The organism is Pseudoalteromonas sp. DL2-H2.2, from assembly GCF_021532535.1.
GTDB lineage: Bacteria > Pseudomonadota > Gammaproteobacteria > Enterobacterales > Alteromonadaceae > Pseudoalteromonas > Pseudoalteromonas rubra_A.
In genome coordinates this window covers 1-24153 of the sequence record NZ_JAKGBD010000001.1, presented here as the reverse complement: position 1 = coordinate 24153, position 24153 = coordinate 1, and the positions used below count along the sequence as shown (strand labels likewise).

Annotated in this window: 21 protein-coding genes; 4 read left to right on the top strand and 17 right to left on the bottom strand. The window is 47.8% G+C overall.

The window, feature by feature from the left end:
- Window positions 1-4: 4 nt before the first annotated feature.
- On the bottom strand, window positions 5-994 hold the full coding sequence (locus L1285_RS00105) for a WD40 repeat domain-containing protein (protein ID WP_235410465.1): 990 nt from the start codon (window positions 992-994) through the stop codon (window positions 5-7).
- A 168-nt stretch (window positions 995-1162) separates the two neighbouring features.
- Window positions 1163-2185 (bottom strand): WD40 repeat domain-containing protein, encoded by a 1023-nt coding sequence (locus L1285_RS00100; protein WP_235410464.1) that lies wholly within the window; start codon window positions 2183-2185, stop codon window positions 1163-1165.
- Between L1285_RS00100 and L1285_RS00095 the strand changes: the two genes are divergently transcribed.
- Window positions 2167-2649 carry a hypothetical protein gene (locus L1285_RS00095; protein ID WP_235410463.1) on the top strand — a complete coding sequence of 161 codons (483 nt, stop codon included), beginning with the start codon at window positions 2167-2169 and terminating at the stop codon, window positions 2647-2649. The genes L1285_RS00100 and L1285_RS00095 overlap by 19 nt on opposite strands.
- A gap of 8 nt (window positions 2650-2657) precedes the next feature.
- Here L1285_RS00095 and L1285_RS00090 read toward each other — a convergent pair whose 3' ends face one another.
- The 4 genes from L1285_RS00090 to L1285_RS00075 form a co-directional block, all read right to left on the bottom strand.
- Complete coding sequence (locus L1285_RS00090; protein WP_235410462.1) at window positions 2658-2810, bottom strand: hypothetical protein; 153 nt, start codon at window positions 2808-2810, stop codon at window positions 2658-2660.
- Window positions 2811-2836: 26 nt separating this feature from the next.
- On the bottom strand, window positions 2837-4333 hold the full coding sequence (locus L1285_RS00085) for a trehalase family glycosidase (protein WP_235410461.1): 1497 nt from the start codon (window positions 4331-4333) through the stop codon (window positions 2837-2839).
- 9 nt (window positions 4334-4342) lie between these two features.
- Window positions 4343-5578, bottom strand: coding sequence for an MFS transporter (locus L1285_RS00080; protein ID WP_235410460.1), 1236 nt, complete (start codon window positions 5576-5578; stop codon window positions 4343-4345).
- A 166-nt stretch (window positions 5579-5744) separates the two neighbouring features.
- On the bottom strand, window positions 5745-6749 hold the full coding sequence (locus tag L1285_RS00075) for a LacI family DNA-binding transcriptional regulator (protein ID WP_235410459.1): 1005 nt from the start codon (window positions 6747-6749) through the stop codon (window positions 5745-5747).
- 341 nt (window positions 6750-7090) lie between these two features.
- Here L1285_RS00075 and L1285_RS00070 point away from each other — a divergent pair, with 341 nt between their 5' ends.
- Window positions 7091-9367 carry a TonB-dependent receptor gene (locus L1285_RS00070; RefSeq protein WP_235410878.1) on the top strand — a complete coding sequence of 759 codons (2277 nt, stop codon included), beginning with the start codon at window positions 7091-7093 and terminating at the stop codon, window positions 9365-9367.
- A 127-nt stretch (window positions 9368-9494) separates the two neighbouring features.
- Window positions 9495-9686, top strand: a complete 192-nt coding sequence (locus tag L1285_RS00065; RefSeq protein ID WP_046003398.1) for a hypothetical protein — start codon at window positions 9495-9497, stop codon at window positions 9684-9686.
- 85 nt (window positions 9687-9771) lie between these two features.
- Here the strand turns inward: L1285_RS00065 and L1285_RS00060 are convergent, their stop codons facing one another.
- The 9 genes from L1285_RS00060 to L1285_RS00020 all read right to left on the bottom strand — a co-directional run bounded on the left by L1285_RS00060 (window position 9772) and on the right by L1285_RS00020 (window position 20035).
- A complete protein-coding gene (locus tag L1285_RS00060; protein ID WP_235410458.1) occupies window positions 9772-10407 on the bottom strand; it encodes an HAD family hydrolase in 636 nt (211 codons plus the stop codon).
- On the bottom strand, window positions 10404-11315 hold the full coding sequence (locus L1285_RS00055; RefSeq protein WP_235410457.1) for a DMT family transporter: 912 nt from the start codon (window positions 11313-11315) through the stop codon (window positions 10404-10406). The genes L1285_RS00060 and L1285_RS00055 overlap by 4 nt, the downstream gene beginning before the upstream one ends.
- Complete coding sequence (locus L1285_RS00050; protein WP_235410456.1) at window positions 11308-12651, bottom strand: flavin-containing monooxygenase; 1344 nt, start codon at window positions 12649-12651, stop codon at window positions 11308-11310. The genes L1285_RS00055 and L1285_RS00050 overlap by 8 nt, the downstream gene beginning before the upstream one ends.
- Window positions 12648-13652: a glycosyltransferase family 4 protein gene (locus L1285_RS00045; RefSeq protein WP_235410455.1), complete on the bottom strand. Its 1005-nt coding sequence runs from the start codon at window positions 13650-13652 to the stop codon at window positions 12648-12650. Before L1285_RS00045 ends, L1285_RS00050 begins: the two co-directional genes overlap by 4 nt.
- 1 nt (window position 13653) lies before the next feature.
- Window positions 13654-14661 carry a Gfo/Idh/MocA family protein gene (locus tag L1285_RS00040; RefSeq protein ID WP_235410454.1) on the bottom strand — a complete coding sequence of 336 codons (1008 nt, stop codon included), beginning with the start codon at window positions 14659-14661 and terminating at the stop codon, window positions 13654-13656.
- Entirely contained in the window at window positions 14645-15793 is a 1149-nt protein-coding gene (locus tag L1285_RS00035) for a DegT/DnrJ/EryC1/StrS family aminotransferase (RefSeq protein ID WP_235410453.1), read from the bottom strand. The genes L1285_RS00040 and L1285_RS00035 overlap by 17 nt, the downstream gene beginning before the upstream one ends.
- Window positions 15794-16340: 547 nt before the next feature.
- Window positions 16341-18032, bottom strand: coding sequence for a hemolysin D (locus L1285_RS00030; protein ID WP_235410452.1), 1692 nt, complete (start codon window positions 18030-18032; stop codon window positions 16341-16343).
- Between the two features lie 306 nt (window positions 18033-18338).
- Entirely contained in the window at window positions 18339-19247 is a 909-nt protein-coding gene (locus L1285_RS00025; RefSeq protein ID WP_235410451.1) for a phytanoyl-CoA dioxygenase family protein, read from the bottom strand.
- Window positions 19248-19342: 95 nt separating this feature from the next.
- Window positions 19343-20035, bottom strand: a complete 693-nt coding sequence (locus tag L1285_RS00020; RefSeq protein ID WP_235410450.1) for an aspartate/glutamate racemase family protein — start codon at window positions 20033-20035, stop codon at window positions 19343-19345.
- A 223-nt stretch (window positions 20036-20258) separates the two neighbouring features.
- Here L1285_RS00020 and L1285_RS00015 point away from each other — a divergent pair, with 223 nt between their 5' ends.
- Window positions 20259-21881 (top strand): esterase-like activity of phytase family protein, encoded by a 1623-nt coding sequence (locus L1285_RS00015; protein WP_235410449.1) that lies wholly within the window; start codon window positions 20259-20261, stop codon window positions 21879-21881.
- Window positions 21882-21960: 79 nt separating this feature from the next.
- On the opposite strand, the gene ltaE is transcribed toward L1285_RS00015, so the two are convergent.
- Together ltaE and L1285_RS00005 are read right to left on the bottom strand one after the other, a co-directional pair.
- Window positions 21961-22968, bottom strand: a complete 1008-nt coding sequence (ltaE, locus tag L1285_RS00010; protein WP_235410448.1) for a low-specificity L-threonine aldolase — start codon at window positions 22966-22968, stop codon at window positions 21961-21963.
- A gap of 86 nt (window positions 22969-23054) precedes the next feature.
- Complete coding sequence (locus tag L1285_RS00005; RefSeq protein WP_235410447.1) at window positions 23055-23444, bottom strand: VOC family protein; 390 nt, start codon at window positions 23442-23444, stop codon at window positions 23055-23057.
- Window positions 23445-24153 lie beyond the last annotated feature (709 nt).

Genomic DNA, 24153 nt, shown 5'->3' with positions numbered 1-24153 from the left:
TTCTTTAGCGTTGAGCCAGTGCGTTGAGTGTCCACGCCTCCAAAATACCATCACTACTTAAGGTCAGAAGCGTATGTCTGTCCGCTGCATACATGTCCACAATGGTTGCGCCATCGTGAACAAAACTGATTTGCCAAGTACCCAGCTCTTCACCATTTTGCGTATTCCAGATACTTAAATGCGATTTAGATGAAGACGTTGCAAGCAACTCACTACCTTTTATAAACAAGGCTTTGCGAAACACTTTAAAACGCGACATATACTGCAACTCGCTTATGCTCTGTCCGTCGGTCAGTGATGTCACCACCTGTTCGTTCAACGCATCCGAGGCAAATAAGGCTGAAAAATCGTCGCGTACAGCCACACTGGTCACCCGATGATCAAACTCTTTCATAAAAATAGGCTCAGCTGAGCCAAATTTCCACAATGCCAGTTTGCCGTCCTGCGCACCGGTAACAAACAGCTCGCCTTTGTCATCCCAAAAGACATGCTGAACAGGCCGCGAATGTGGCGCAAAACGGTTATTAATCTGAGTATGCAAATCGGCCATGTTAATTGTGCCATCTGCCATGGCAACAATGGCTTTGTCATTTTTCGGGGAAATGGCCATGGCCGTGATCACCGCGCCCGGTGTAACGCCGCCAAATGCGACTTTCGTCATCAGCTTACCTTTACTCAGTGACCAAAACGCCAGCTCTGTTTCGCTGGCAATCACCAACATCTGCAAGTCTTCGGACAGCGCGATATCTCGTACAAATTCGGGGGTCTTGTCCTGGGGCACGGTAAATTCAACTTGTTGATCAGCGACATTCCAGACCTGGATTTGTTTTTGATTATCAAAGGTGACAAGCTTAGTGCCATCTTTTGAAAAATGGCCCATCACAATACCACTGTCATTCAGCCTGCCGATGTTGCCCTTACTGAGCTGGATCTCGTCATTACAAGCACCCAATATCATTACAAACAACAGGACCAGCCATCCCCTAAACCACATAACTCTACTCATGACACCACTAAAACCGCCATTATACGTGTATTCACTGAGAGTAAAAGTACACCTCTGTGTTCGCCCAGCCAGGAGGTTATCCAATTGTGGCGTCGGCTTCTATTACATCTCAATAACACGCGACCTGGCTAGTCGCAGCAAAAACCACACCAGCCTTTATTGCTGATTTAGTAAGGTGCTGATCTGCCAAAACTCTATAAACCCGTCACTGCTCAGCGTTAGTAGCTGACCTTGCGAATCGGTATACATATCCATAATGGTGGCATCGCGACTCAGGGCCTTGATATAAAAAGCGCCAATTTCCTGACCATTTTGTGCATCCCATAACGTCCACCAGGCTTTGGATGAGCCCGTGGCCAGATAGCGTTGATCAGCACTAAAGGCAGCGGCTCTAAACCACCTGAAACGCTCCGGGTAACGCAGAGTCACATCATAGTCAGCGTCTGAATAAACTGAAAAAATACGCTGCTCATTCAGTGCGTCGGATGCAAACATACTGGCTTCATCGGGGCTTTGAGCCACACTGGTAATGCGCCTGTCGAATGTAAACCGCCGTTTGGTCGTCAGGGTGTGCGCATCGTACAACAGTATTTGACCGTCGTGCGCTGCGCTGATCACATTCTGACCTTGGGCGCTCATCGCGATATGCATGACTGTACTGTCGTGGGCCTTTGCTTTTTTAACTAACTGATTATTCAGGTCAAGCAAGTTAATGGTGCCATCGTTTAAGCCAACCAATAATAAATATGGCCGGTTGTATAAGCGCAATGTCGATATTTTGGCAAGCTCAGAGGTGGGATGTACGGAAACAGTCCCCAATTGCTTACCCTGCTCGATATCCCACACTTCAACCGATGTGCGATAACCAATCGCCAGCTGCCTGTTGTCTTCACTCAGACTAAACGCCAGGATTTTGCCTTTGGTATTGCGCGACTGTGTGATTGGGTCGGCCTTGGTAAATATCAGGTCGGCTGTGGCAACATCGAAAACGGCGAGCTTATCGCCCGGGTTGTGCAGCACAACATAACGGCCATCAGCCGAAAACTGACCCGCTACAGCACTGTGCCCAAGGTTTATGAGTTGAGTGTCGTTCTTCTCATGCGCGGTATCACAACCGCTCAAACTAAACACCGTCAGCAAACCTAGGCTAACTAACAGATGTGTTGCAAATTGCGCCATCTGAAACACCTCCCGTCTTTCGTGTAATCGGCTGTAATGTACAAATATCACTCAACCGTATACCTTTTGACCTGCCTGCCGTGAACTGGTTCATCTGGCAGCGTCTCTTATTTCCCCTGGCAGCGCAGTCAGCTGCCAGTCTTTTGATCAGGCGCTATACTTGGTTTAAGGTGTCTGTTCAGGAGGTTCTTATGCCCAGTCCACCAAGACGTTCAGCCAAAGGCCATGTTTCTGATCATGGCTCAGCACTAAATAAGGCGCTCAGCCCAGACAAGCGCAGGCAATTTGCCCAAAAAGCCAATCAGGCCTATGAAAAAAAACACCCTGAGGAAACCAATATAAAGAAGGAGATAGCCAAAAACAAGGCAGAGCGGGAAGCCAAGTCGGTTGTCTATAAACTCGAATTGGTGCTGTTTTTTATTGTATTAGGTGCCATCCTTTTTAGAGTTGTATTCATGGATTGATAAGTCGGTCATGCCACCGGCGTGACATGACCGCGATCTTTAATACCAATTTGCTTAATTAAGTGTTCTACTTTGAGGCGAGAAAATATGTTCGATAACCAGGCAAAAATTTTGTTATTTAGTTGTTCTAAATGAGAAATTTTTAACACAGTTAGCGTCATATTTGCTCCGTCAAATTGAGCAGGTATTAAGTGAAATTGGTACTACCTTCCAGCAGCTGATAAAAGCGACTGGATACACCATTGGTCCAGCCAAAGCCTTGCTGCACCAGATACTCACCGCCGCCAGCGCGCACACCGGGCGCAACTACATTGTACTTTTCAAGCAAACAACCGTGCTGCTCAAAATCGCGCTCCAGCATCGCCAGCCAACGTCTGGCAACACTGGTTGCAAGCTGTCGATAGCCGTAGTTCAGCAGCCCTTTGACCGCAAACCATTGCAGTGGTGCCCAGCCATTTGGGCTATCCCATTGTTGATCCGTCTCGGTCAGCGTGGTCACAAGCCCGCCCGCCTTTAGAAAGTCTTGCTCCAGTCGCAGCGCCATGGCTTCAGCTTGCAGTTGGCTGGCCAGGCCCAAGAACATGGGCACAACCCCGGCCAGCGACATCACCTGGCTACGCGTTTGCAATGCGGTATGATAGTCCATAAACCAGCCCTGCTCTTTATCCCACAAATAAGCCTGGATAAGGCGCTTTCGCTGCTGAGCCAGTTGCAGGAAATGGGCGCTTTGCTGCGCCTGACCGAGCGCGGCATAACACTCGCTGAGCTGCCACTCCAGCTGATGTAACAACGCATTGAGGTCGATTGGGATACGTTGCACCGTATTGATACTGCACAGTTGCGCAGGGTCATCCAGCCAGCGGCTGCTGAAATCCCAGCCCGACTCACAGGCCGCGCGAATGTTACGATAAAACGCAGCACGATGCTCCCGCTCCAGTAAATCCGCAGCTTCAATGTCCTCTTTATAAGATTCAGGTCGTGGCTGCGCGCTGTCATCCCAAAAGCGGTTCATCACACCGCCGCAGGGCATGCGCACTACCCGCCTGCTTTCGCTCAGCTCGCCGCCCAGTTTGTCACTGTCTGCCATCCAAAAAGCATGCTCAGTTTGTAACGCTTCGGTTACTTTTTGCAGCCAGGTTTGATCCTGATAATGCGTTTGCCACAGCAAAGACACCATTAACGCTGTCACCGGCGGCTGCGAGCGACTGGTATAATAACTGCGATTGCCATTGGGTACATGACCAATGCGCGCTATCAGGCTGACAAAATTATCGAGCATATTCGACACTTGCTCGGTACGACCGGCATCCAACAACCCCAGCGCGGTAAAATAACTGTCCCAGTAGTAAATCTCATTAAAGCGACCGCCGGGGACCGTATAGCTCGCTGGTAAATCCAGCAGTGACGAGGCATTGCCAGCCTGTGGCGCGCGCTCAAGACGCGACCATAACTGGCTGATGTAATCTTTCACCGACGTCGCATTCAGCGCCGCCAGTTCAGGTTGCGGCGCAAACTCAAAGTGCTGTGCAACAAAAGCCGCCAGATCTTCGGGCATCTCGCGCTCGTACTGCGCGCAGGCCTGCTCCCAGCTGACTTTTGGAATGGCATCGGCAAAGTGTTTGCTATCGGAAAAAATGGCCTGCATTTGCACCGCTTTAAACAAGTTTGACTGTTCAAACTGCATCGAGAACTCCTAGAGTGCGCAAGCGCTGGCCTGTGCCTGAGCGCGTCGCTTAAACAAAAATAACGTAATGGCAATGCCGAACATGGGGATCAGAGACAGATAAAACGCCTGCTGGCCGCCAATGTATTCGAATACAAACCCGGTGATCAGCGAACCTGTGGTGCCGCCCAGGGCTGAGAAAACCACAATCAGGCCAGTCATTGGGGCATGCAGGCGCTCGGCCAGGCTGCTGAGCATCACTGAGTTAATCACCGGGTAAATGGGCGCCATCAGCAGGCCAACCAAAGGCATCAGGTAGGCAGCAAGCGGCGCGTCAAACAGGCTATTCACCGCACGTGGTTCAAGGTTTTCTGTCATGGGTAAGGTCAGCAGTACCAGGGCCGCCATACCAACCAGACATACATTCAGTAGGCTATACCAGTGAACACGCTTGAGTAACTGGCCTGCCAGCAGGCGACCCACCGCCAGACTGGCAGCAAAAATACTGGTTAGCTGAACTGCAATATCCACCGGCAAATTCAAAACCTGGTTGTTGAATGTCGGCAGCCAGGTCCCGACCCCCTGCTCAATCAGCACGTATAAAAAGGCCGATAAGATAAACACCAGCACCAGAGGTTGATAGGCCAGCTTCAGCATGCCAACAAACTCGTCTTTCAGCGGCAGCTCTTTACTGTGTTGCGGCTTTTTCATAGGAGCACTGATCACCAATAAGGCAGTAACCAGCGTCAGCGCCCCAAGCAGGTAGTAAACATTCAGCCAGGACAAAGAGTCGGCCTGCTCACCGATAAACGCCGCAAAGATCCAGTAGCCGCTGAGCACCCCAACCATAAACAAGCCTTCAATGGTGTTGAGCAAGCTCGAATGTCCCTTTGCATCTTCTGTGACTTGCCCTATCAGCGCGTACACTGTCACCTTGACGATGGCAAAGGCACAGCCAACACTGGCAAACAAGGCTTTTAATGCCCAGAAAGCGCCCAGCACAGGTGTGAGCAAACACATGAAGGCGACCAAAAATAGCGCGCCAAGCAGCGCTAACCGATAACCGATACGCGGAATAAACGAGGCAACAAGGAAAGACACAATGGCAATCGGTATGTCTTTAAAGCCTTCCAGGCTGGCAGCCTGAGCTTTTGACACGTCAAAGGTGTTGATCGCCTGCAATATCACAGTGCCGACACTGTTGAGCAAAATCGCAAACAAAAAGTAGCAGGCCGCCATGGCCAGCACGACTCTGGTGTGCTTCATAAGGGTACTCTGTAACCATTCAATAACAGTCAGTCTAGCCGCGACAATTTACTTTTGCAATCGTTTGCAATTCTAAAATTGAAAATTTGCACGAATTGTTTACAGACTCAGATGCAACAAGAAGAAGGCACATATTGTCTTTGTGGTGTTGATCACTCTGTGCAGCTTAGCTCGACTGGCGCTTGATCAGTTCCACATCCAGCTGTGTAGGCTGTGGCTTATCGCCCTGTAACTGCGCCAGTAACTTGTCGACCAGTACTTGCCCGGCCAGGCGGGTATTTTGTTTGATAGTAGTCAGCGACGGCGAACTGATATCCGCCATTGCAATATCATCAAAACCAACAATGCGCACATCATTGGGAATGCTGACGTAACGCTCTTTGAGTGCTTTCATCGCGCCCAGGGCAACCATATCACTGCAGGCAAAAATGCCATCAAAGCTCAGGCCCTCACTCAGCAGCGTCTGGTTAATAACCTCGTATGCGGCCTGGCTGGTTATGTCGATTTTCAGTAGCGAGGCCGTTGCATCAGGCGTTTTATCTACCTGATCGCAAAAACCACGATAACGCTCAGCCAGCTCGGCGTGCGCCGGGTCGCCCATAAACAACAGTCGACGTGCGCCCTGGTCCAGCAAATGCTGAGTGGCCATACAACCAGCCTGGTAGTTATCGCTACCAACAATGGGATAATCCCCTTCGGTTTTAGGGTCGCCCCATACCACCAAAGGCGTACCAGCACTGGCCGAACGCTCAATACGAGCCTGCTGTTTACCCTGACCGACCACAATTACCCCATCAGCACGGCGGCCATCAATAAAGTATCCGTGCCAGTCATCACCAGCCATATAAGAATTGGACAGCAGCAGCTCATAGCCCTGTCGGTTCACCGCCAGGTTAATGTCACTCACCACTTTAAGTAAGAACGGGTCATCAATTGATTGCTCCGTCTCGGCGTCGAAGTTGATCAGCACCGCAATAACATTGGTTTTTTGTAACCTGAGACGGCTGGCCGCAGCATTAAGGCTAAAGTTGTGCTTTTTCGCCAGTGCCTGCAACTTATTGCGGGTTTCTTCTTTGATCAGCGGATTGTTATTCAATGCCCTTGATGCGGTAGACGTCGACACGCCTGCCAATTTTGCCAAGTCCGCGAGTTTCATTTTTTTTGACTGCATCTTTACCGCACCACCAAAGAACTATTGTAACAAATTGAATATATTAATTTTAAAGACAGTATTAATGCCTGTACACAGCATTATAGCGCAGCGTTTACTCACCTGTCTTACCTTTTCTGAACGCATTTAAGCACTCATCGGTCCAGTGTCTAGTTTGCCAAAGCATGTCAAAAAAGTTGCAAACACCCTATTGCAAACGTTTGCATAAAGTTCTATTTTAAAATGACGCCGCGTGCAACCTTTGCTCTTTTGTGTTTTAACACGCCCAACTGAGCCTAAACCGGCGGCGCATAACAATAGCAATGAGCACAGCCAAAGCTGTGCAGACACTGACAACACATATGACAACCAAGGGGGCAGTTCCTGTGAACCTAGGCAACAAATACTCTTTAATCGCATCCGCGGTGGCAACAGCCATAACCGTATCGGGCGCTGCACAGGCGCAGCAACAAGCCACAAAGCAAGACAAAAAAGTCGAAACCATCATTGTATCTGGTACTCCCGGTGGTGCCGGTATTCGTAAGCTGGACGCCAGTTTTGCAGTCACGAACGTCGATGCCGTACAAATTGAGCGCCTGGCGCCAAAAAGCACGGCGGATCTGCTTAAATCAGTCCCTGGGATCTGGGTTGAGAGCTCAGGCGGTGAGTCTGGCGCTAATGTATTTGTACGCGGCTTTCCCGGCGGTGGTGATGCCCCATTTTTGACCGTCAGCCTGCAAGGTTCACCTATCTACCCGGCCCCGACTTTGTCCTTCCTGGAAAACTCGTCTATTTTCCGACTTGATGAAACCATAGCGCGCATGGAAGGCCTGCGTGGCGGACCAAACCCGGTTGTTTCAAACGGCCAGCCTGGCCTGACAACCAACTTCCACCTCAAGCGTGGCTCAGAAGATACCGAAGGCACAGTAAAATACACCACCTCTGACTACGGCTTACAGCGTATTGACGGCGTACTCAGTGGTGAACTCAGCGATGATCTCTACTACATGATTGGTGGCTATGCAAAACGCTCTTCGGGGATCCGTGATGCGGGTTTTACCTCAGAAAAAGGCCATCAGTTCACCATTAACCTGACTAAAGAATTCGACAATGGCGAGTTCAATGTCTACACCCGTCAAACCGACGACACCGGCGCCTGGTACTTGCCAACTCCGCTCAATGTTGAGGGCGTAGATGCCGGCTTTACCCAGCTGGGCACTCTGAACCGCCAGGCCGTCATTCATGTTGCCGGTCAGGACATGGAGATTGACCTGGGTGAAGGTCGCGGCTGGAAGGGCCATGTTTCGGGTGGTAGTCTGAAACTTGAGCTGGCCAATGGCTGGCAACTGATTGACCGCTTTAGCCTGACAAACGGCGACGCAAACACCTACGGCCTGGTGCCTGACGGTGCAGCAACAAAGCTCGCCAGCGTGGCCGATGACGGTAGCAGCGCAACAGGTGCTGTGACTGGCACTGTGTACGACGGCGATACCTGGGTACAAAACTATGGCCGCTGGGTTGTACTTAAAGACATTGAGGCATTCACTAATGATTTAGCCATCAGCAAAGCGTTCTCATCAGTGAACAGCGCCTTTGGTATTTACACGGCAACCACTTCAGCAAAAGACTGGTGGAGCCTGGGCAACTCTGCTTATCACGTACTTACCGCAGGCGGCGAAGCACTCACTGGCATTGAATGTAACAGCAGCGCAGACGGTTGTGGTTTTAATTACGACATTAACAGCACGGGTGACGCAACCACAGTGGCGTTTTACACCACCCATAGCTATCAGGCTACCGACGCGCTCACGCTGGACTTAGGCCTGCGCAGCGAAAAGCACGAAGTAGACTACTCGGTTGATGAAGGGCTGGACGGCACCATAGATAAGTTTGTTACTTATGATGAGCGTAAAACCTCCTGGACCCTGGGCGGTGACTTCAAACTGGATGACCAAAGCGGTGTGTTCGCGCGTATGAACAAAGGCTACAAAATGCCTTACTTCGACGATTTTCGCGACAACTACGGTGCCTATCAGGGTGGCGAGCGTCTGATCAAAGAAGTCACTCAAGCCGAGATTGGCTATAAATATATGGGCGAAAGCAGCGATGTATTCGCGACCTTATTCGCCAATGAAGTACAAGGCGACACGTTTGTGCGCAAACCAGGTGATCCCGCTGAGATCCTGACCAACGAAGCCATGGGTATTGAAGTCGATTATAACTTCAACCACAGCTCTGGTTTTAGTGTCAACATGAATGCCACCTGGCAGAAAACCGAAATCACTGAAAGTCCGAACAATGTTGGCAACGAAGCCCAGCGTCAGCCTGGCTGGCAGCTGCGCGTAACGCCAAGCTACGAATTTGAGCTGGGTGATATGTTTGCCACTGTTTACGGAACTATCTCAGCTGTGGACGACCGCTTTGGTAACAACGAAAACACTGTGGTACTGGATGGCTACGAGAAGTTCGATCTGGGCTTTACGCTGGAACCAACGGAGCAGGTAAAACTCATGGTATCGGTAGATAACCTGACCGATGAGCAGGGTATCACTGAGGGCGACCCACGTAATGCCGACGCACCAAATGGCCGTTACATTATGCCGCGCAGTGTTAAGCTCAGCGTAAGCTACAGTTTTTAAACTTCTCGTTTAAAAACTATACAGCCCAGGCACTATGCTTGGGCTTTTTCGTTTTTATCACTAAACTCATTGATACAATAATATGATGACTCTTTGCACTGTTTTACTGACAAATGGGGGAAATATCATGAATATTGAAGACGTCCGACACGGCGAATGGGTTGAATATCATAAACATCCTGTCGAGGTGCTTAGCATAGATAAACAGCACAACATGGTGACAATTTACGATGCGCGTTCGCAAAGTAAGGTAGATGTGCACATTGACGAGCTGAAAGATGACCCTCAGTGTCACTGCGACTCATATTTGTATTTTTGAGGTATTTGGTCGAGTGTTGTTAAAGCGCATCCAGTAAAAGGCCGTCTGACAGCCGCCTTTTACTGGATCTTGTGAGCGTGGTTTTTTAACTTAAAATGCTTTCAAATACCTGCTGACGCTGAACTTGAGCATCATTAAGATAAAGGTCTGCACTGGCTACGTCATTGTTATAAGCCAGGGTAAACAGACCGGCTGCCTTTGCCGCTGTCACACCTGAAAAGCTATCCTCTATGGCCACGGCTTGATCCGGCGAAATTCCTAACACGTCGAGCGCATGCAGATATATTGCAGGGTTCGGTTTGCCATGCTGAACCATATCCCTTGAAAAAAACTGCTCAATATGCGCATCAATCTTTAACTCTTGAATAGCCTGACTGACAATTTGAGCATCTGAGTTTGATACAACACATTGCCGAATACCTCGCTTTGAAAGCGCCTCGACCCACTCAATATTGAGGTCGAGATGCGGTGAATCAGATAAGTTTTGCAATGCATAGTCAATGGTATATTGATACCACTCAGAGTAGCGCTCTGTCCGGGTAAACCCCGCTTGTTCACACAAAGCGGAAAATACTGACACCCCTTCCAGACCGGGAGCCAGCTCAAAGCCGTCATCCAGTTTAAGCCCAATTCGTTCATTCGCCGCTAAAATAGCCTGATAGTGCATCGACTCACTGTCAATCAAAGTACCATCTAAGTCCCACAGTACAACTTTTATCATTGGCTTCCTCCCAGTGAAGAATCATTGATTTGTTTATTCTCAAAATGCATAAACAGCAAGTGCGATACACTCGACAGTACAATCAGAGCGATACCAACAAGCCCTAAAACAGACTGAGTTTGATTAAGAAAGAAGTACCCTAAAATACTTGAAAACAGGATCTGTGCGTATTCCAGCGGCATCAACTTTGATAAGTCGCTTTTGTTAAACGCAAAAAACCTGGCTGCCAGTTTGGTGATCAGCAGCGCGCCATAAACCATAATCAATAACCAGCTCCCCGTATCTAGCGGAGTCCAGACAAAATACATGACCGGCAGCAAAAGCAATGCTGAGTACAAGGGCCCAAATACCATTTGAGGTATCACTTTTTCCGCATTGCCAATGCGTTTCAGGTTCACGTTGTAAATCACTAAGGCTGTAACAGCACATAAAGAGAACGCCAACCCTGTTAAGGGGCTTTCACTATTGCCAACCTCATTGAGCAACTTAGGTGAAAGCATCAACAGTACCCCAGCTAGATTTAAAACAATTGCCCCATAAACATAGTGCTTAGGTTTTTCTTTGAAGATATAGACAGATAACACCGATGTGATCAGAGGAACAAAAAAGTTGATTGCGGTTACTTCAGCCAGGCTCAGATACTGCAAAGCATAAAAAAGGCACACGGTTGAGCTAACGCCAAGCGCGCCCCGAAACACATGCAAAGACATATTGGTTGGCCGGATATTTTCCCATTGCCCTTTTGAAAACAATGCAATAGCGGCAATCGCCGCCATTGCATTAACCAAAAAAACGACCTGAAATGGACTCACTGACTTGCCCAGGATCCCACCCAGTAGCAACATAAGGCTAAGAATAAATGAGTCAGATAAAATCCAACATACTGCCGACTTTTGATTTCTATCCATAAACTCGCTCTTTAAAAACCCCAACACTGCAGATATAGTCGACGAAATTTATGTACCCCGTAAACTCTACCACTTGAAAGCCCAAGCTGGTCAGTTGCTCGCCCTGCTCATAGTGTGGTGCGGTACTCACCAACGACTCTAACTGCTCAATATCTATCTCGTTTGCAATTGCATGAGCGACCAGCCTACCCTGGGCTTCAGCAACCGGTGGAGACCCGCCCCAAACTGCCGGACAACCAATGAACCAAAGGTTACGCACTTGCTTACTGGCAATATTGGCAACCAGCCCCTCATCGAACGACACGTCGTCGATCACAGGCAGTGACATCTCATAGCCCGTACAAAAAATAATTGCATCGAACGACTGGCTATCACCATTCGAAAAGCACAATGTGCTTTCTTGCACATCAATGATTTCATCTACAATGTGGATCAAACCACGATGGTATTTGCCAATAATGTCAGAGTTAACGGTAATCCTAGCCTTGGTAAAGTCTAGTGTTTGCGGCGCACCAATTTTGATCACTGCCTCACCATACAAGTTATCTACTAACTGAGACGCATAGTCTTCGTGCTTAGCACGGACAGTCTGAATATATTCATCGATCGGCAAGCCCTGGAACGACTTTGGCACAACCCAAGTATCTCCTCTGACACTGACAGTCGTTGAAGCCGCAACTTCTGACACCATATTTGCGTAATCACCGCCTGTATTACCCAACCCAACGATCAGCACATGCTTATCAGAGAATCGTTCAAAGTCATCAATGTCACTTGAATGGTAAACTTCTCCCCGATATGAGTCTAAACCAGGTAACTCGGGCACATAAGGTTTGTGGTACAAGCCTCCGGCATAGATAACATGCTCGACATCAAGAGACAAAGAGTCAGTACCGGTCTCTCCTTTATCACTTCCGGTTTTTACAACTTCAACCGAAAAGCCATCATCACAACGCTTACACTGACTGACTCTTGTATTGAAAAATGTCAATGAATCTAATTGGTACTTATTATATAAGTCTTCAATAAGACTCGCATACTCATGATAGGTATAGTGGTTTTTGCGATCTGTGGTGCTCGCATCCAATAACGTGAGATTCGGTGCCGTGTTCTGTATCAGTCCTTTATAACAAGCCATGTGCCTGTCCAGCGACCAGATGCCACCGAAGCTACCAGCCTGCTCAATAATTACAGGACGGATCCCTGCTTTCAATAGACTAATGGCCGTGGCTATACCAGATGTGCCGCCGCCAATAACCAAGGCTTCAATCCCTGTGGCGTTTCCACTGGCTGAACACATTTCCTGCAAATCAGCAAACTGTTTGGTTAAGTTCATGCCAATCCCCCTAACCAGGTTTTCATTTTTCCTTGCAGTTCATGCCAAGAACTAGCTGATTGCACAGCGCGTTCACGCACTTCGGGCGACGCTTGGATAGCTTCTTGCAATTTTGCATGCCAACTTTCAACCGAGTTTTGCGCTACAAAACCATTTTCTCCATCTTTAATCATCCAGCATATATGATCACCCATATGTACAACAGGCTTACCGCAGGACAAGTATTCACTGGTCGCAATTGGAGAGCAATCATTTACCGGCATAACACAAACATCAGCGGCCCGAACATACTCGCCGACCATTTCAAGGTCTTGCCGGCCAATACACTCAACATTTGAATGCTTCTCAAACTCCTCCCGGCAAGGGCCGTCGCCAACCAATAGTAACTTCCAGCCGGCAGGCAGTGCCTGTGCCACAATATTGAGTCCTCGATACCACTTTCCTAGTTTGCCCGCAAAAAGTACCGTAGGCTGGCTAAATTGAATAGACGAGCCACCTGGATAAAACACCTTATCATCATAGCCATTTGGTAATACGATACTCGATTTAACATTATGATCCTGTTGTAGATACCAATCTTTTATCGTGTCGCTTTGAAAGATGCAATAAGGCGTATGGCCAATAGCACGCTGTAATGCTTCTTTCATCAGCTCATAGCCTAGGTCTTTACCAAACTCACACTCATAATATTCCAGATACCAATCACAACAGTCGAAAATACACTTAGCAAAATGCTCATCGGAGACGATTAATGCCGATATCGGATTGTCGAAGAAAATAAAATCCGGTTGTGTTTCCTTGACCAGTCTGTTGAGTTCAGCCTTTGCTTCCTCAATGCTTGCCAAATCGGTGAGCTGGCTGTGCTTAAACCAACCTATCTCAAGATCCTCGATATCAGCGAAGAAAAACTTTTCTCGTTGCGGGAACCCTTCAAGGTAACTGGGATGCAATACAGAAAAACTGGCTGTGTATACATGCTCTGATAATTTAAGAATCTTCATGTTATGCAAACTCCTTGTTTGAAGGAGCGAGAGATGACCAAGCTTTTCTTTCAATTGCATCGCACAAAGCCAGCGAATTTCTGGCTTCGTAAATACTGGTGATAGACTCGGCGCTTTCGCCATTGATTAAGTGGATAAATTCTTTCAACTGCTGAGTCAAAGAATCGGAGTATGAATTGTTGGCACTGACACCCGTTACATTATCAATGCCACTGCGCTTTGGTTTAAATACGAAGCTGCGACGCAACAAGTCAATGTGTAAGAAACCATCTTTTCCTTCAGCTTCGATTTGCCGCACCTGTGGACCAGGCAAGCGGCCACAGCAGATTTCTACTTCACTACCTTGCAAGCTTTGATAGGTCGCAGAAACAAAGTCAGGCCTGGTACCATCAATGGATGTTGCACTGATCTGTAACTCGTTTTTTGGCATCATTTCCAGCTGATTTGCTATTAGATCAATGTCATGTATCATCAAATCAAATACCACCGAGTTATCACGTAAACGCATGCTTGAAGGATTTAAACGGCTCACTCTGACACTATCCCAAGAATGTGCCTTGAGCGTATTTAATATTGAAATAAATGCGGTGTTGAATCGCTCTGGATGACTGACGGCGATTTTACAACGATGTTTCACAGAGAGCTCTATGAGTTGCTCTGCTTCTTCAAGCTTTGTACATGCAGGCTTTTCAATCAAGCAATGAACGTTTTTTTCCAGCATCGATTTTGCATATTTATAGTGCAAACTTGTAGGGCAGGAAATAATAGCTGAGTCAAAAACCCCTTTTGAAGAGTAATCCATGACAACGTCAAAGTCTCTGATATAGATTTTGCGAAATTCTTCCTCAATATTTAGGTCATCAAAGTCAACAACATCATATATTGCAATTAAATTACAACCTGACTCTTTGACAACAGTGCTTAGGTGTTTGGCTCCCATATTACCAACACCAATTATAATAACATTGAGTCGGTTATTAATATATCTCTCTTCAAATTGAGTAATCATTTAAAACTCCATTTACTTGTTCGCATATATAGCGAACCTGCTCATCAGTTAAATATGGGTGCATTGGTAGGCTGAATGTTGAAGATGATAGAAACTCGGTATTACTCAAGTCACCTTTTTCGAAATCTATATACGGTGGCTGAAGGTGTAGAGCTAGTCCATAATACACTTGAACTGGTATACCAGTTTGAGAAATACGGCTAACAATATCATCACGACAAGCCACTAATTTTGCAGTATCGTTAATCCCGGTATTAAGCCGTACTGTAAACTGAGCCCAACTGGATTGTGACCAATTTGCAATATTCTGACATACCAATTTATCAGACAGCATCGAGTGATAAAGCCTGGCAACCTGCTCTCTTCTAGTCAGCTCTTGCGCAAAAATTGATAATTTAGCGAGCAAAACCCCCGCCTGGATTGTGTCTAGTCTCGAGCACACACCTATTTCGTTATAGATATACCGACTCTCACCCTGACCATGGTTACGAAGTGAAACTATCCTGTTCAATAGCACTTCATCATTTGTTAAAAGCGCACCGCCATCACCATAGCAGCCTAATGGTTTGGCGGGATAAAAAGACGTCGTGGACACATCAGCGATAGTGACAGAAGATCGGTCCTTATATGTGGAACCAAAGCTCTGCGCCGCATCTGAGATATAAAAAATGCCACACTCGTCGCATATTCTTCTGATCTCATCGTAATCACATGGGTTGCCAAAAATATCGACAGAAATGACTCCTCTCACGTCTTTATGCAATTTTAAATATGACTCTAGAGCACTTGGACACAGATTAAACCCATTTTTATCTACATCAATAAATACCGGAACGCCACCAGCGAGAACAATTGCTTCGGCTGTTGCTGTAAAAGTATAAGATGGACATATAACTTTATCACCTTTATTTAGGTCTAGTGCCATCAAAGAAATTACCAGAGCATCTGTGCCACTTCCACATGATGCTGAGAACTGAGAGCCAGAAAATTCACAAAGAGACCTTTCAAGCTCTTTTACATATTCACCACCAATAAAATCTAAACGTTCTATAGTATTTAGTACATTACGTGTAACAGCTTCAGAAATAGCTTTTCTTTGCTCACCAAGATCTATAAATTTTATACCAGTCATAATCACTCCTTGCTTTAGGTACAAGCAGATTAAACACGATCAAAACTATACTTTCAAGTTAAATTAAAAGAACATAGAAAACCAATCCTGAAAAACAAAATAACGAAAATATAAAACAATAAAAACCCATAAAACACTTGATTAAAAAGCAATAAAAATTTGGAAAAACACTTAAAAAACAAGCCGGTAATAATGATGAAAAAAGCACATCAAACTCAATACAAATTAAGATATTGAGTAAAAATCAATAAATTACTACGACAATCCGTACCTGGCGCACTGTCAAAAAGCTTAACCTAGGCTTTTTGGTAATCAGACTGACATGATTGTGTAAAGAAACATCCAAATGACGCTGGATTAACTATGATGGAAAGGTGATTTTAACAATGTCAATAATAGAGACGATGGTCACGGCCAGGGATCAGTAGCACTAATTAAGACGACCCTTATAACCTGGCGATAAGGTCCTGAGAAAAAAGGCCCACCAAAGAGCAGGCCTTTTGTTTTGTTGAATAAGGTCCAAGATTTCTATTAAGGCTAAGGCAACCTAACGATATTCAATCATCCATTTTGCGTTGTCGTTACTTGCCTCACCATGGCGGTTGAGATGTAGCTGCTGTGTGCTGGTTTCCAGCCAGACGTATTGCCCCCAACGAATGCTTTTGATATTCCAGACGCCACCCTGATCGACTAACTCAAATCCTGCATCCTTCGCTGAATTACTTAATTTCACGTCACCACTAAAAGAGTTGCTGTAATCAAGAAATAGCTCTGCGTTGTGACGGCTGCGAAAATACACTTGCTGATCTTTGCCCGTTACACTCAAAAACTCCACCGGCTGTCCGTCACTGGCTTTTAGCTTTGCGTTGTTTTCAAGCCCGGACTCGCTCGACACTGTAAGCCCAGTCTCGGCACTTTTCAGGATCATGGCCTGAGACGAATCGGCAGGTAACTCGGGAGCCGTCCAGCCGTCAGGCGCAGTTTTCCAAAGTGGCGATTTCCATTTCCAATTGTATGGCATGTCCATCAGCGGATCGTTGACGTCTTCATAGCCCTCTACGGCCTCTACATTATAAAGACACTGACGACGTTCTTCATCTAACTGCGCAACGCGCTCAAGTTGACTCACTGTGCCCACATTCAGCTCAGCCATACATTGTTCAAGGGGTTTACCTTTGCCTGATTCACCCGGTGCAAGCACATAGGTGTGGTCACGACGACTTTCATCGTCATACCACTGACGCATCGCCGTTTCGTCAAATGATAACCAGGCATCGACCAGCATCTGAGCTTGCGTACGTGCATAGCTTTCTCGCTGCTCAACCGGCATTGCCATAGTGCGGATAAACGCCGCCCAAAGATCTTTACTGGCTTCCAGCGCCACCAGTGCCACGGGTTTCATATTGCTAGGGCGATAGCCATCCAAACCGGCGTCACGACGTGTACCTGGGTGCCAGATCACATCGCCACTTTCATAACTGATGGCATCGCCGGTTGCATGCGTGTGCTGCTCTGCGCCTTCAGAGCATAGATAGGCTTTTACCTGCCACACTTTTTCGTAGTTGTCTTCGGGCAGGCGCACGGTATGCTCCGGGCTGAATGAATCCTGGAATAAATGTACAGCACGACCAAACAGGAAGTAGTTATGGTCAACCTCTACCGCACTGGCATAACCACCGCCATCCCAGACCTTGATCTGCTTGTTTTTTGCCATAGCGGCATTCACAAAGTGATCAATAAAACGCGCCTGTCCGCGCTTAGCCGCATCGACGCCACCAGCGCCGCCCACGTCGTCATAACGGCGCATAAAATGATCTTGTTGCAGATCGGCTGGCTCCTGAGCCACTGCGTTAAAACAATTCGGACCGGTCGGGTCAATACTGGCATTGGTAACGTTAAACCCGGCAATATCGACCCAACGCTCACCGACAATGGCGGCAAAAATCGCATCGTATTCTGAGTAGTAAGTGTTGTCGTTGCGACGATTGGCAAGAATTTTTGCGACTTCCGTTTGTGCGATGTTCAGCTCTGTTGATTTCGCCAGGCCCTGCTCCCAGCTCAGACGCGGATCGTTCACATCTTCCACTTTAGTGTCTTGAGCCAGCAACTCAAGCGCTGAGGTTCTGGTGAGCCATTCGTGGCCTATGGGCATCACGCCGCCGCCACCGAGCTGGGTAAATGCGCCGACTTGAGCACTTGCTGCAACTGCAACAATACAAGCAAGATGTTTTAACTTCATAATTACTCCTTAACTAATTTTGCCCACACATTGTCACACAATTGAAATATGAAATCTTTAATAAAACATAAAAAATTCATCAAAATCACATCGGTTAGAATATTAAGTGAGCAAAAAAGCCGTTTGAGTATATAAATCCATCTAAAAATGCGTTTTTGAGATATACGAGGAGGAAAGCTCTGGCCCTGGCGACCCGATAAGGCAATGCAATTTCGCAAAGAGAAATGTTAACAGTTTTCTTGGGGTAAAAAGGGTCACGTTCGCCCTTTCCACCCACATTATTTACCTGACCGACACAGTGCCCGTTCAGCGTAAGTCTGCAGGCGTCGGGTAATCCGGATGCTCAACGTCTCTGTGTGACCAGACAGCAGGGATTGGTGGCTCCCACTTTTCTTCGATCAGGTTCACCAAAGTGGCCAGCTCGTATTTCGGTTCGCCATAAAAAGCCTGCCAATCGGCAGGTACGTCTTTAGGGTCAGCCCTTTTGATGACATGCGCCATCCATTGCTTTCTGAGCTCGGCCCATTGCGCGCTTTGCTTGCCACTTTCAGCTATCCCCTCAATTGGCCGCAATTCGATGTAGATCGTTCGCCTGACGCCTTCGCTTCTTTTTGGCTCAGAGCTGTGCAGTATCATCATATCCTGCACCAGAATATCGCCCGCCTTGGCGCTTTGCTGAACAACACCGGGAATTTGCCAGCCATGCTCACTGGATAGCGTGTAGATATCTAAAATTTTGTGCTGGGAGTCAGGAATATACCTTAAACAGCCATCATCTAGATCAGCATCATCCAGATACACGCCCACATTCAGGTACGGGTAGTTTCTTGGGTGTGGTGCGCCATGATGCCAGGCAATGTGCGGATGAGGGTGCTGATATTTGTACACCAGATCAAGCTGCATAGGCACACAGCCAAGGCCCACCATGCTTTCGCATATTGCCATCATAGTGGGGCTGGCGAGCAGATCTAACACCAATTCAGGGTCGTCAAACAAGAGGTCATTGTAACGAAACAGCCTGGGCTCTCCCGATTCATTCGACAAGTGGTACTGATTGCGCACCGCACCATCTGCCAGCTCTTGTTTTGCCGATGCTTCTAATCTGACCGACAATTCTCTGAGGCGCTGTAACAATTCTTGCGACAACGCTTGTTCAAAGCGCACAAAACCATTTTGCTCGTAAAAGCTCAACTTTTGTTTTTCTATAGTAGACATAACCAAACCCTCTGTCCTTATATATCCAATCACTTAGCTTTGCTCATTCTCTCTAAAATAGCAATTACGCGCGGTTACGCCAAAGCCTTACTTTTCTATTCGAGCGATGTATTGAGTGCACTTTGTACATGAATAGCGGTGGTATCATAAAGGGGAATATCAACATCGGCGTCGCCAATAAGTAAGGCGATTTCAGTACAACCCAGAATAACCGCCTCAGCCCCCGACTCCTGCAGCGCTTTGATGATACGTATGTAATCCTGCCGCGCGCTGTCAGTTACCTTTCCAAGGCAAAGTTCCTGATAAATCACATCATGCACACGTTGCTGGCAAGACTCCGCTGGTACACACACTTCCAAGCCAAACTGGTCCGCCAGACGAGTGCGATAGAAAGCCTCTTGCATGGTGAAACGTGTCCCCAGTAGTCCCACCTTGCTGATCCCGTCTCGCACCAGGGCCTGCCCGGTTGCATCCGCAATATGCAAAAGTGGGATCTCTATCGCCTGGCGTACTTGCTCTGCAACCTTGTGCATCGTGTTGGTACAGATCAGAACAAAGTCTGCCCCTGCCGCTTCAACAGACTGAGCCGCGCGCGCCAAAAGTGTGGCGGCCCCTTGCCAGTCTCCCTCTCGTTGCTGCGCTTCAACTTCAGCAAAATCAACACTGACTAATACGATTTTTGCCGAGTGCAGCCCGCCCATTGCGGCTTTTACTCCCTCGTTCAGCAAACTGTAGTAGCTTAAGGTTGACTCCCAGCTCATGCCGCCTATCAATCCGATGGTTTTCATTGTGTTCCCCTGTTGTATTCGTGCTTACCACACCAGACTCTCACAGCGGGTGGTTAAAGTGCAGCTTTTTGTTACTCCAAATAGTCTATCCATCGATAAGCCGGCAAGTATCTCCCTGTCATCATTTCGTTATTGTACCCGTTTAGATTGACCTTGATTGCTTCCATACTCAATTTGCCAGAGCCCACGGAGCTCTGGCCACACTAACTAAAAGGATAAAACAATGAAATGTGCTACCAAGAGTCTGCTGACATTGTCGGTGATATTTGCCCTAACCGCCTGTGATGGCGACAATGGGAAAGACGGACAAGCGGGAACGAATGGTAAAGATGGCAATCACGGTAGTGCCGGGCAAACTGGCAGCAAAGGCACTGACGGTGTCAACGGGCTGACTAGTCTGCTAAACCAGCTCACCTTACCTATGGGCAATGAGCACTGCTATTTTGGTGGCATTGCGCTGCAATCGGGTATTGATAGCAACAGTGATGGCAAACTAAACGAACCTGAAGTCAACCAAACCAATTATGTATGCCAGCCTTCGCCTGTGACAAGCCAGGGCGCTGTGCTACCTTATACAGCCATGCGCAGCGACCTGCAAAATGGGGATATTGCGGGAAGCACCTTTGAAGTACGCAATGGTGGTTATGGCTCTGACATGGTTGCTCACCCTACCAACAATACGCAATTCTATGCGCTCACCGATCGTGGCCCCAATGCCACCTACACAGGCGATTACGGTAAAGGAAAGAAGTTTCCGACTCCAGACTACACGCCCCGTATCGGCTTATTTGAACTACAAAACAATGGCCAGATAGTTAAACTAAAAGAAATTCTGCTCAAACGTCCCGACGGCACGCCCATCACAGGCTTACCCAATCGCTCAGGACTCGGAGGAACCGGCGAAACCCCATACGACGCCAACGGCGCCCCCATTTTGGTTGATAACACGCAACCTTATGATCCCGAGGATAACCCGCTCAAACTCGACGACTACGGGCTGGACGGTGAAGGTCTGGTTGCCTTAAAAGATGGTACTTTTTGGATCAGTGATGAATATGGCCCACATATTGTTCATTATGATGCCAATGGTGTTGAACTATCACGTATCAATGCATTTACAGGAGATGACCGGGTCGAACTACACCTGCCCGCTGAGTTTGCCAACCGTCGTGCAAACCGCGGCATGGAAGGCCTGGCCATTACACCGGATGAGAAAACCCTGGTCGGTGTTATGCAATCTACTTTGTATAACCCGTCTAAAACCGTTAAAAATTTGGACATAGTTCGTATTGTAACAATTAACTTGGAAACCAAAGCCGTTGGGCAATATTTGTATAAACAGGAAAAACCCCAAAACTCTAACTCAGGGGTAGTCGCCCTGTCTGCGACTGAGTTTCTGGTGATTGAGCGCGATGGCGCCTTTTACAACACCACACCAGATGCCATGAAACGTATTTATAAAATCGACCTGAGCGGCGCCACTAACCTGGAAGAGGTCGCTTCGTCAGGACAACTGACACAGGATGAAGAGCGGGGTTTATTGCTCCAAGATAAGACCCTCGAGGAAGTTGTACTGGAACAAGGCTGGGACGCTTTAAATACCGCAGGCATAGTACCTGTAAGCAAGTCAATGGTGCTGGATTTGGTTGAACAAGTGAGCTATCCGCATGATAAACTCGAAGGTATGTGGCTGATTGACCACACCAGGCTTGGCGTACTCAACGATGACGATTTCGCCACCTGGTCTACCAATGGCACACTGGAGCAGAAATATCTGGATGCAGGAAAAACACAAGTGGACGGCAATCGTCTTTACTTGTTTGAGGGGTTAATACTCAACAAGTGATAGACAAACTGAACCCAACAATCAACTGTTGGGTTCAGACCTTTATGCTGTCACTGTTGATCTACCAGCGGGCATGTCATTACAGGCTGTTCAGCGCCTGGATCAGCCTGTCGATATCTGCACGACTCACGCCCAGATGCGTTACCAGACGCATTCCCTGATAGCCCGGCGTGATCTGGATCCCCTGCTCAATCAAGTCTTTAGCAACCTTATGAATATCAACTTGATTTGCTACATCAACATAAACCAGGTTGGTCTGTACCGGATAAGCCGAGGTATCGAACCCTGGTAGTTCGTTCAGTCGCTCGGCCAGATAACGGGCATTATCGTGATCTTCTCGTAAGCGTTCGACGTTATTTTCCAGCGCATACCTGCCTGCCGCTGCCAATATGCCCGCCTGGCGCATACCACCCCCCAACATTTTTCTTAATCTGCGGGCCTTGCTGATTAACGCTTCGCTACCCAGTAACAAAGATCCAATCGGTGCCCCCAACCCTTTAGACAAGCAAATGGTCATAGAATCGAAATGCTGTGCAATGGCCCGGATGTCGACCTCCAGTGCCACTGCAGCGTTATATACCCGGGCACCGTCAAGATGTAGCTGCAGCTTGTGTTGGCAGCAAAACGCGCGTGCCTGAGCCAGGTAATCCAGACTCAACACTTTGCCGCCAATGGTGTTTTCCAGGCTTAGCAATTTAGTGCGGGCAAAGTGAAAGTCATCGGGTTTGATATAGGTTGCCAGTTTTTGCAGATCCAGGCTGCCATCGGGCTCGTTTTCTACTGGCTGAGGTTGAACCGAACCCAGTACCGCCGCACCGCCGGCTTCATAGCGATAGTTATGGGCGCTTTGTCCGCACAAGTACTCATCGCCACGCTCACAGTGGGCCAATATTGCCAGTAAGTTAGCTTGTGTGCCTGAGCTGACAAACACTGCCGCCTCAAACCCATGGCGCTGTGCCGCAAACTGTTCCAACTGATTGACCGTAGGGTCGTCACCATAGACATCATCGCCAACCTCTGCCTCAACCATAGCCTGAAGCATGGGTTTACACGGTTTGGTTACGGTATCGGATCTGAAATCTATCATGGTTGTTTTTCCTTTTACGGCAATAAATTAAAGCGCCAGTAGAAAACATTTTTCACTTTTATACAAGTCTCATACGCTGGCCGGTTTTACTCACCGGCATAGCGCTTTTCAACTCGCCATGGTGGATTAAGGCGATTTTCGCCCGCCCAGTATAGCTTGATCTTATTCCCGGATGGGTCGGCTACTATGGCTTCACGCCACAAATAAGGCTCGTCGGTTGGGGCCTGTAACAAAGTGATGCCACGAGACTCTATCATTGCAATCCACTGCTCCAGCGCCTCATGTTCAAAATAAATGGTGGTGTTATGCAGGAGCTCGTCCTCAGACAATAACAGCGAGAAGGTTGCATCGCCATGCGGGCACACAAAACGCGCATAATGGGGCGTTTCCACAATTTGCGTAAAGCCCAGCTTAAGATAAAACTCAACCGCTTCGTCCATATCATTCACGCTCAAAGTTACCTGATTTAAGTTCATATTCCTCTCCTTTGTGGTTGTCACAACACTATGTTGCGCTGAAAGAAAAGCAAAGATAAAACCTCAATATAACTTTAGGTCAATATATTTTTTGAAATTATACTTTATGAAGATATTCCCGGTACGGCACTTTGCAGCCGGTGAGTCTTACGCCATCCCGGCCTCCGAGCCCCTTTCATCCCGGCCTCCGAGCCCCTTGTCATCCCGGCCTCCGAGCCGGGAACCATCCAAAAGACAACTTAATTACCGCAGATAAAAAACGGGTGTTCAGGCTATAAGATCAAGTTGCTCACCGCGCAGCCGGTGAGCAGATCCCGTGTCGAGCACGGGATGACCCAAGTGGGGCTAGGCAAGTCAGTGTCTAAAACACGCTGCCCATCAAAATTTGTTGTATACAGTGCTATTGACCCTGTTGTGCCTGACTCAATTCGATGCACCATCTCGAGTTCCTAACCACTGTCGCCCGCCCTGCGAGCCCCTTGTCATCCCGGCCTCCGAGCCGGGAAGCATCCAAAAGACAACTTAATTACCGCAGATAAAAAGCGGGTTTTCAGACTATGAGGTCAAGTTGCTCACCGTGTCGCCGGTGAGCAGATCCCGTGTCGAGCACGGGATGACCCAAGTGGGGCTAGGCAAGTCAGTGTCTAAAACACGCTGCCCATCAAAATTTGTTGTATACAGTGCTATTGACCCTGTTGTGCCTGACTCA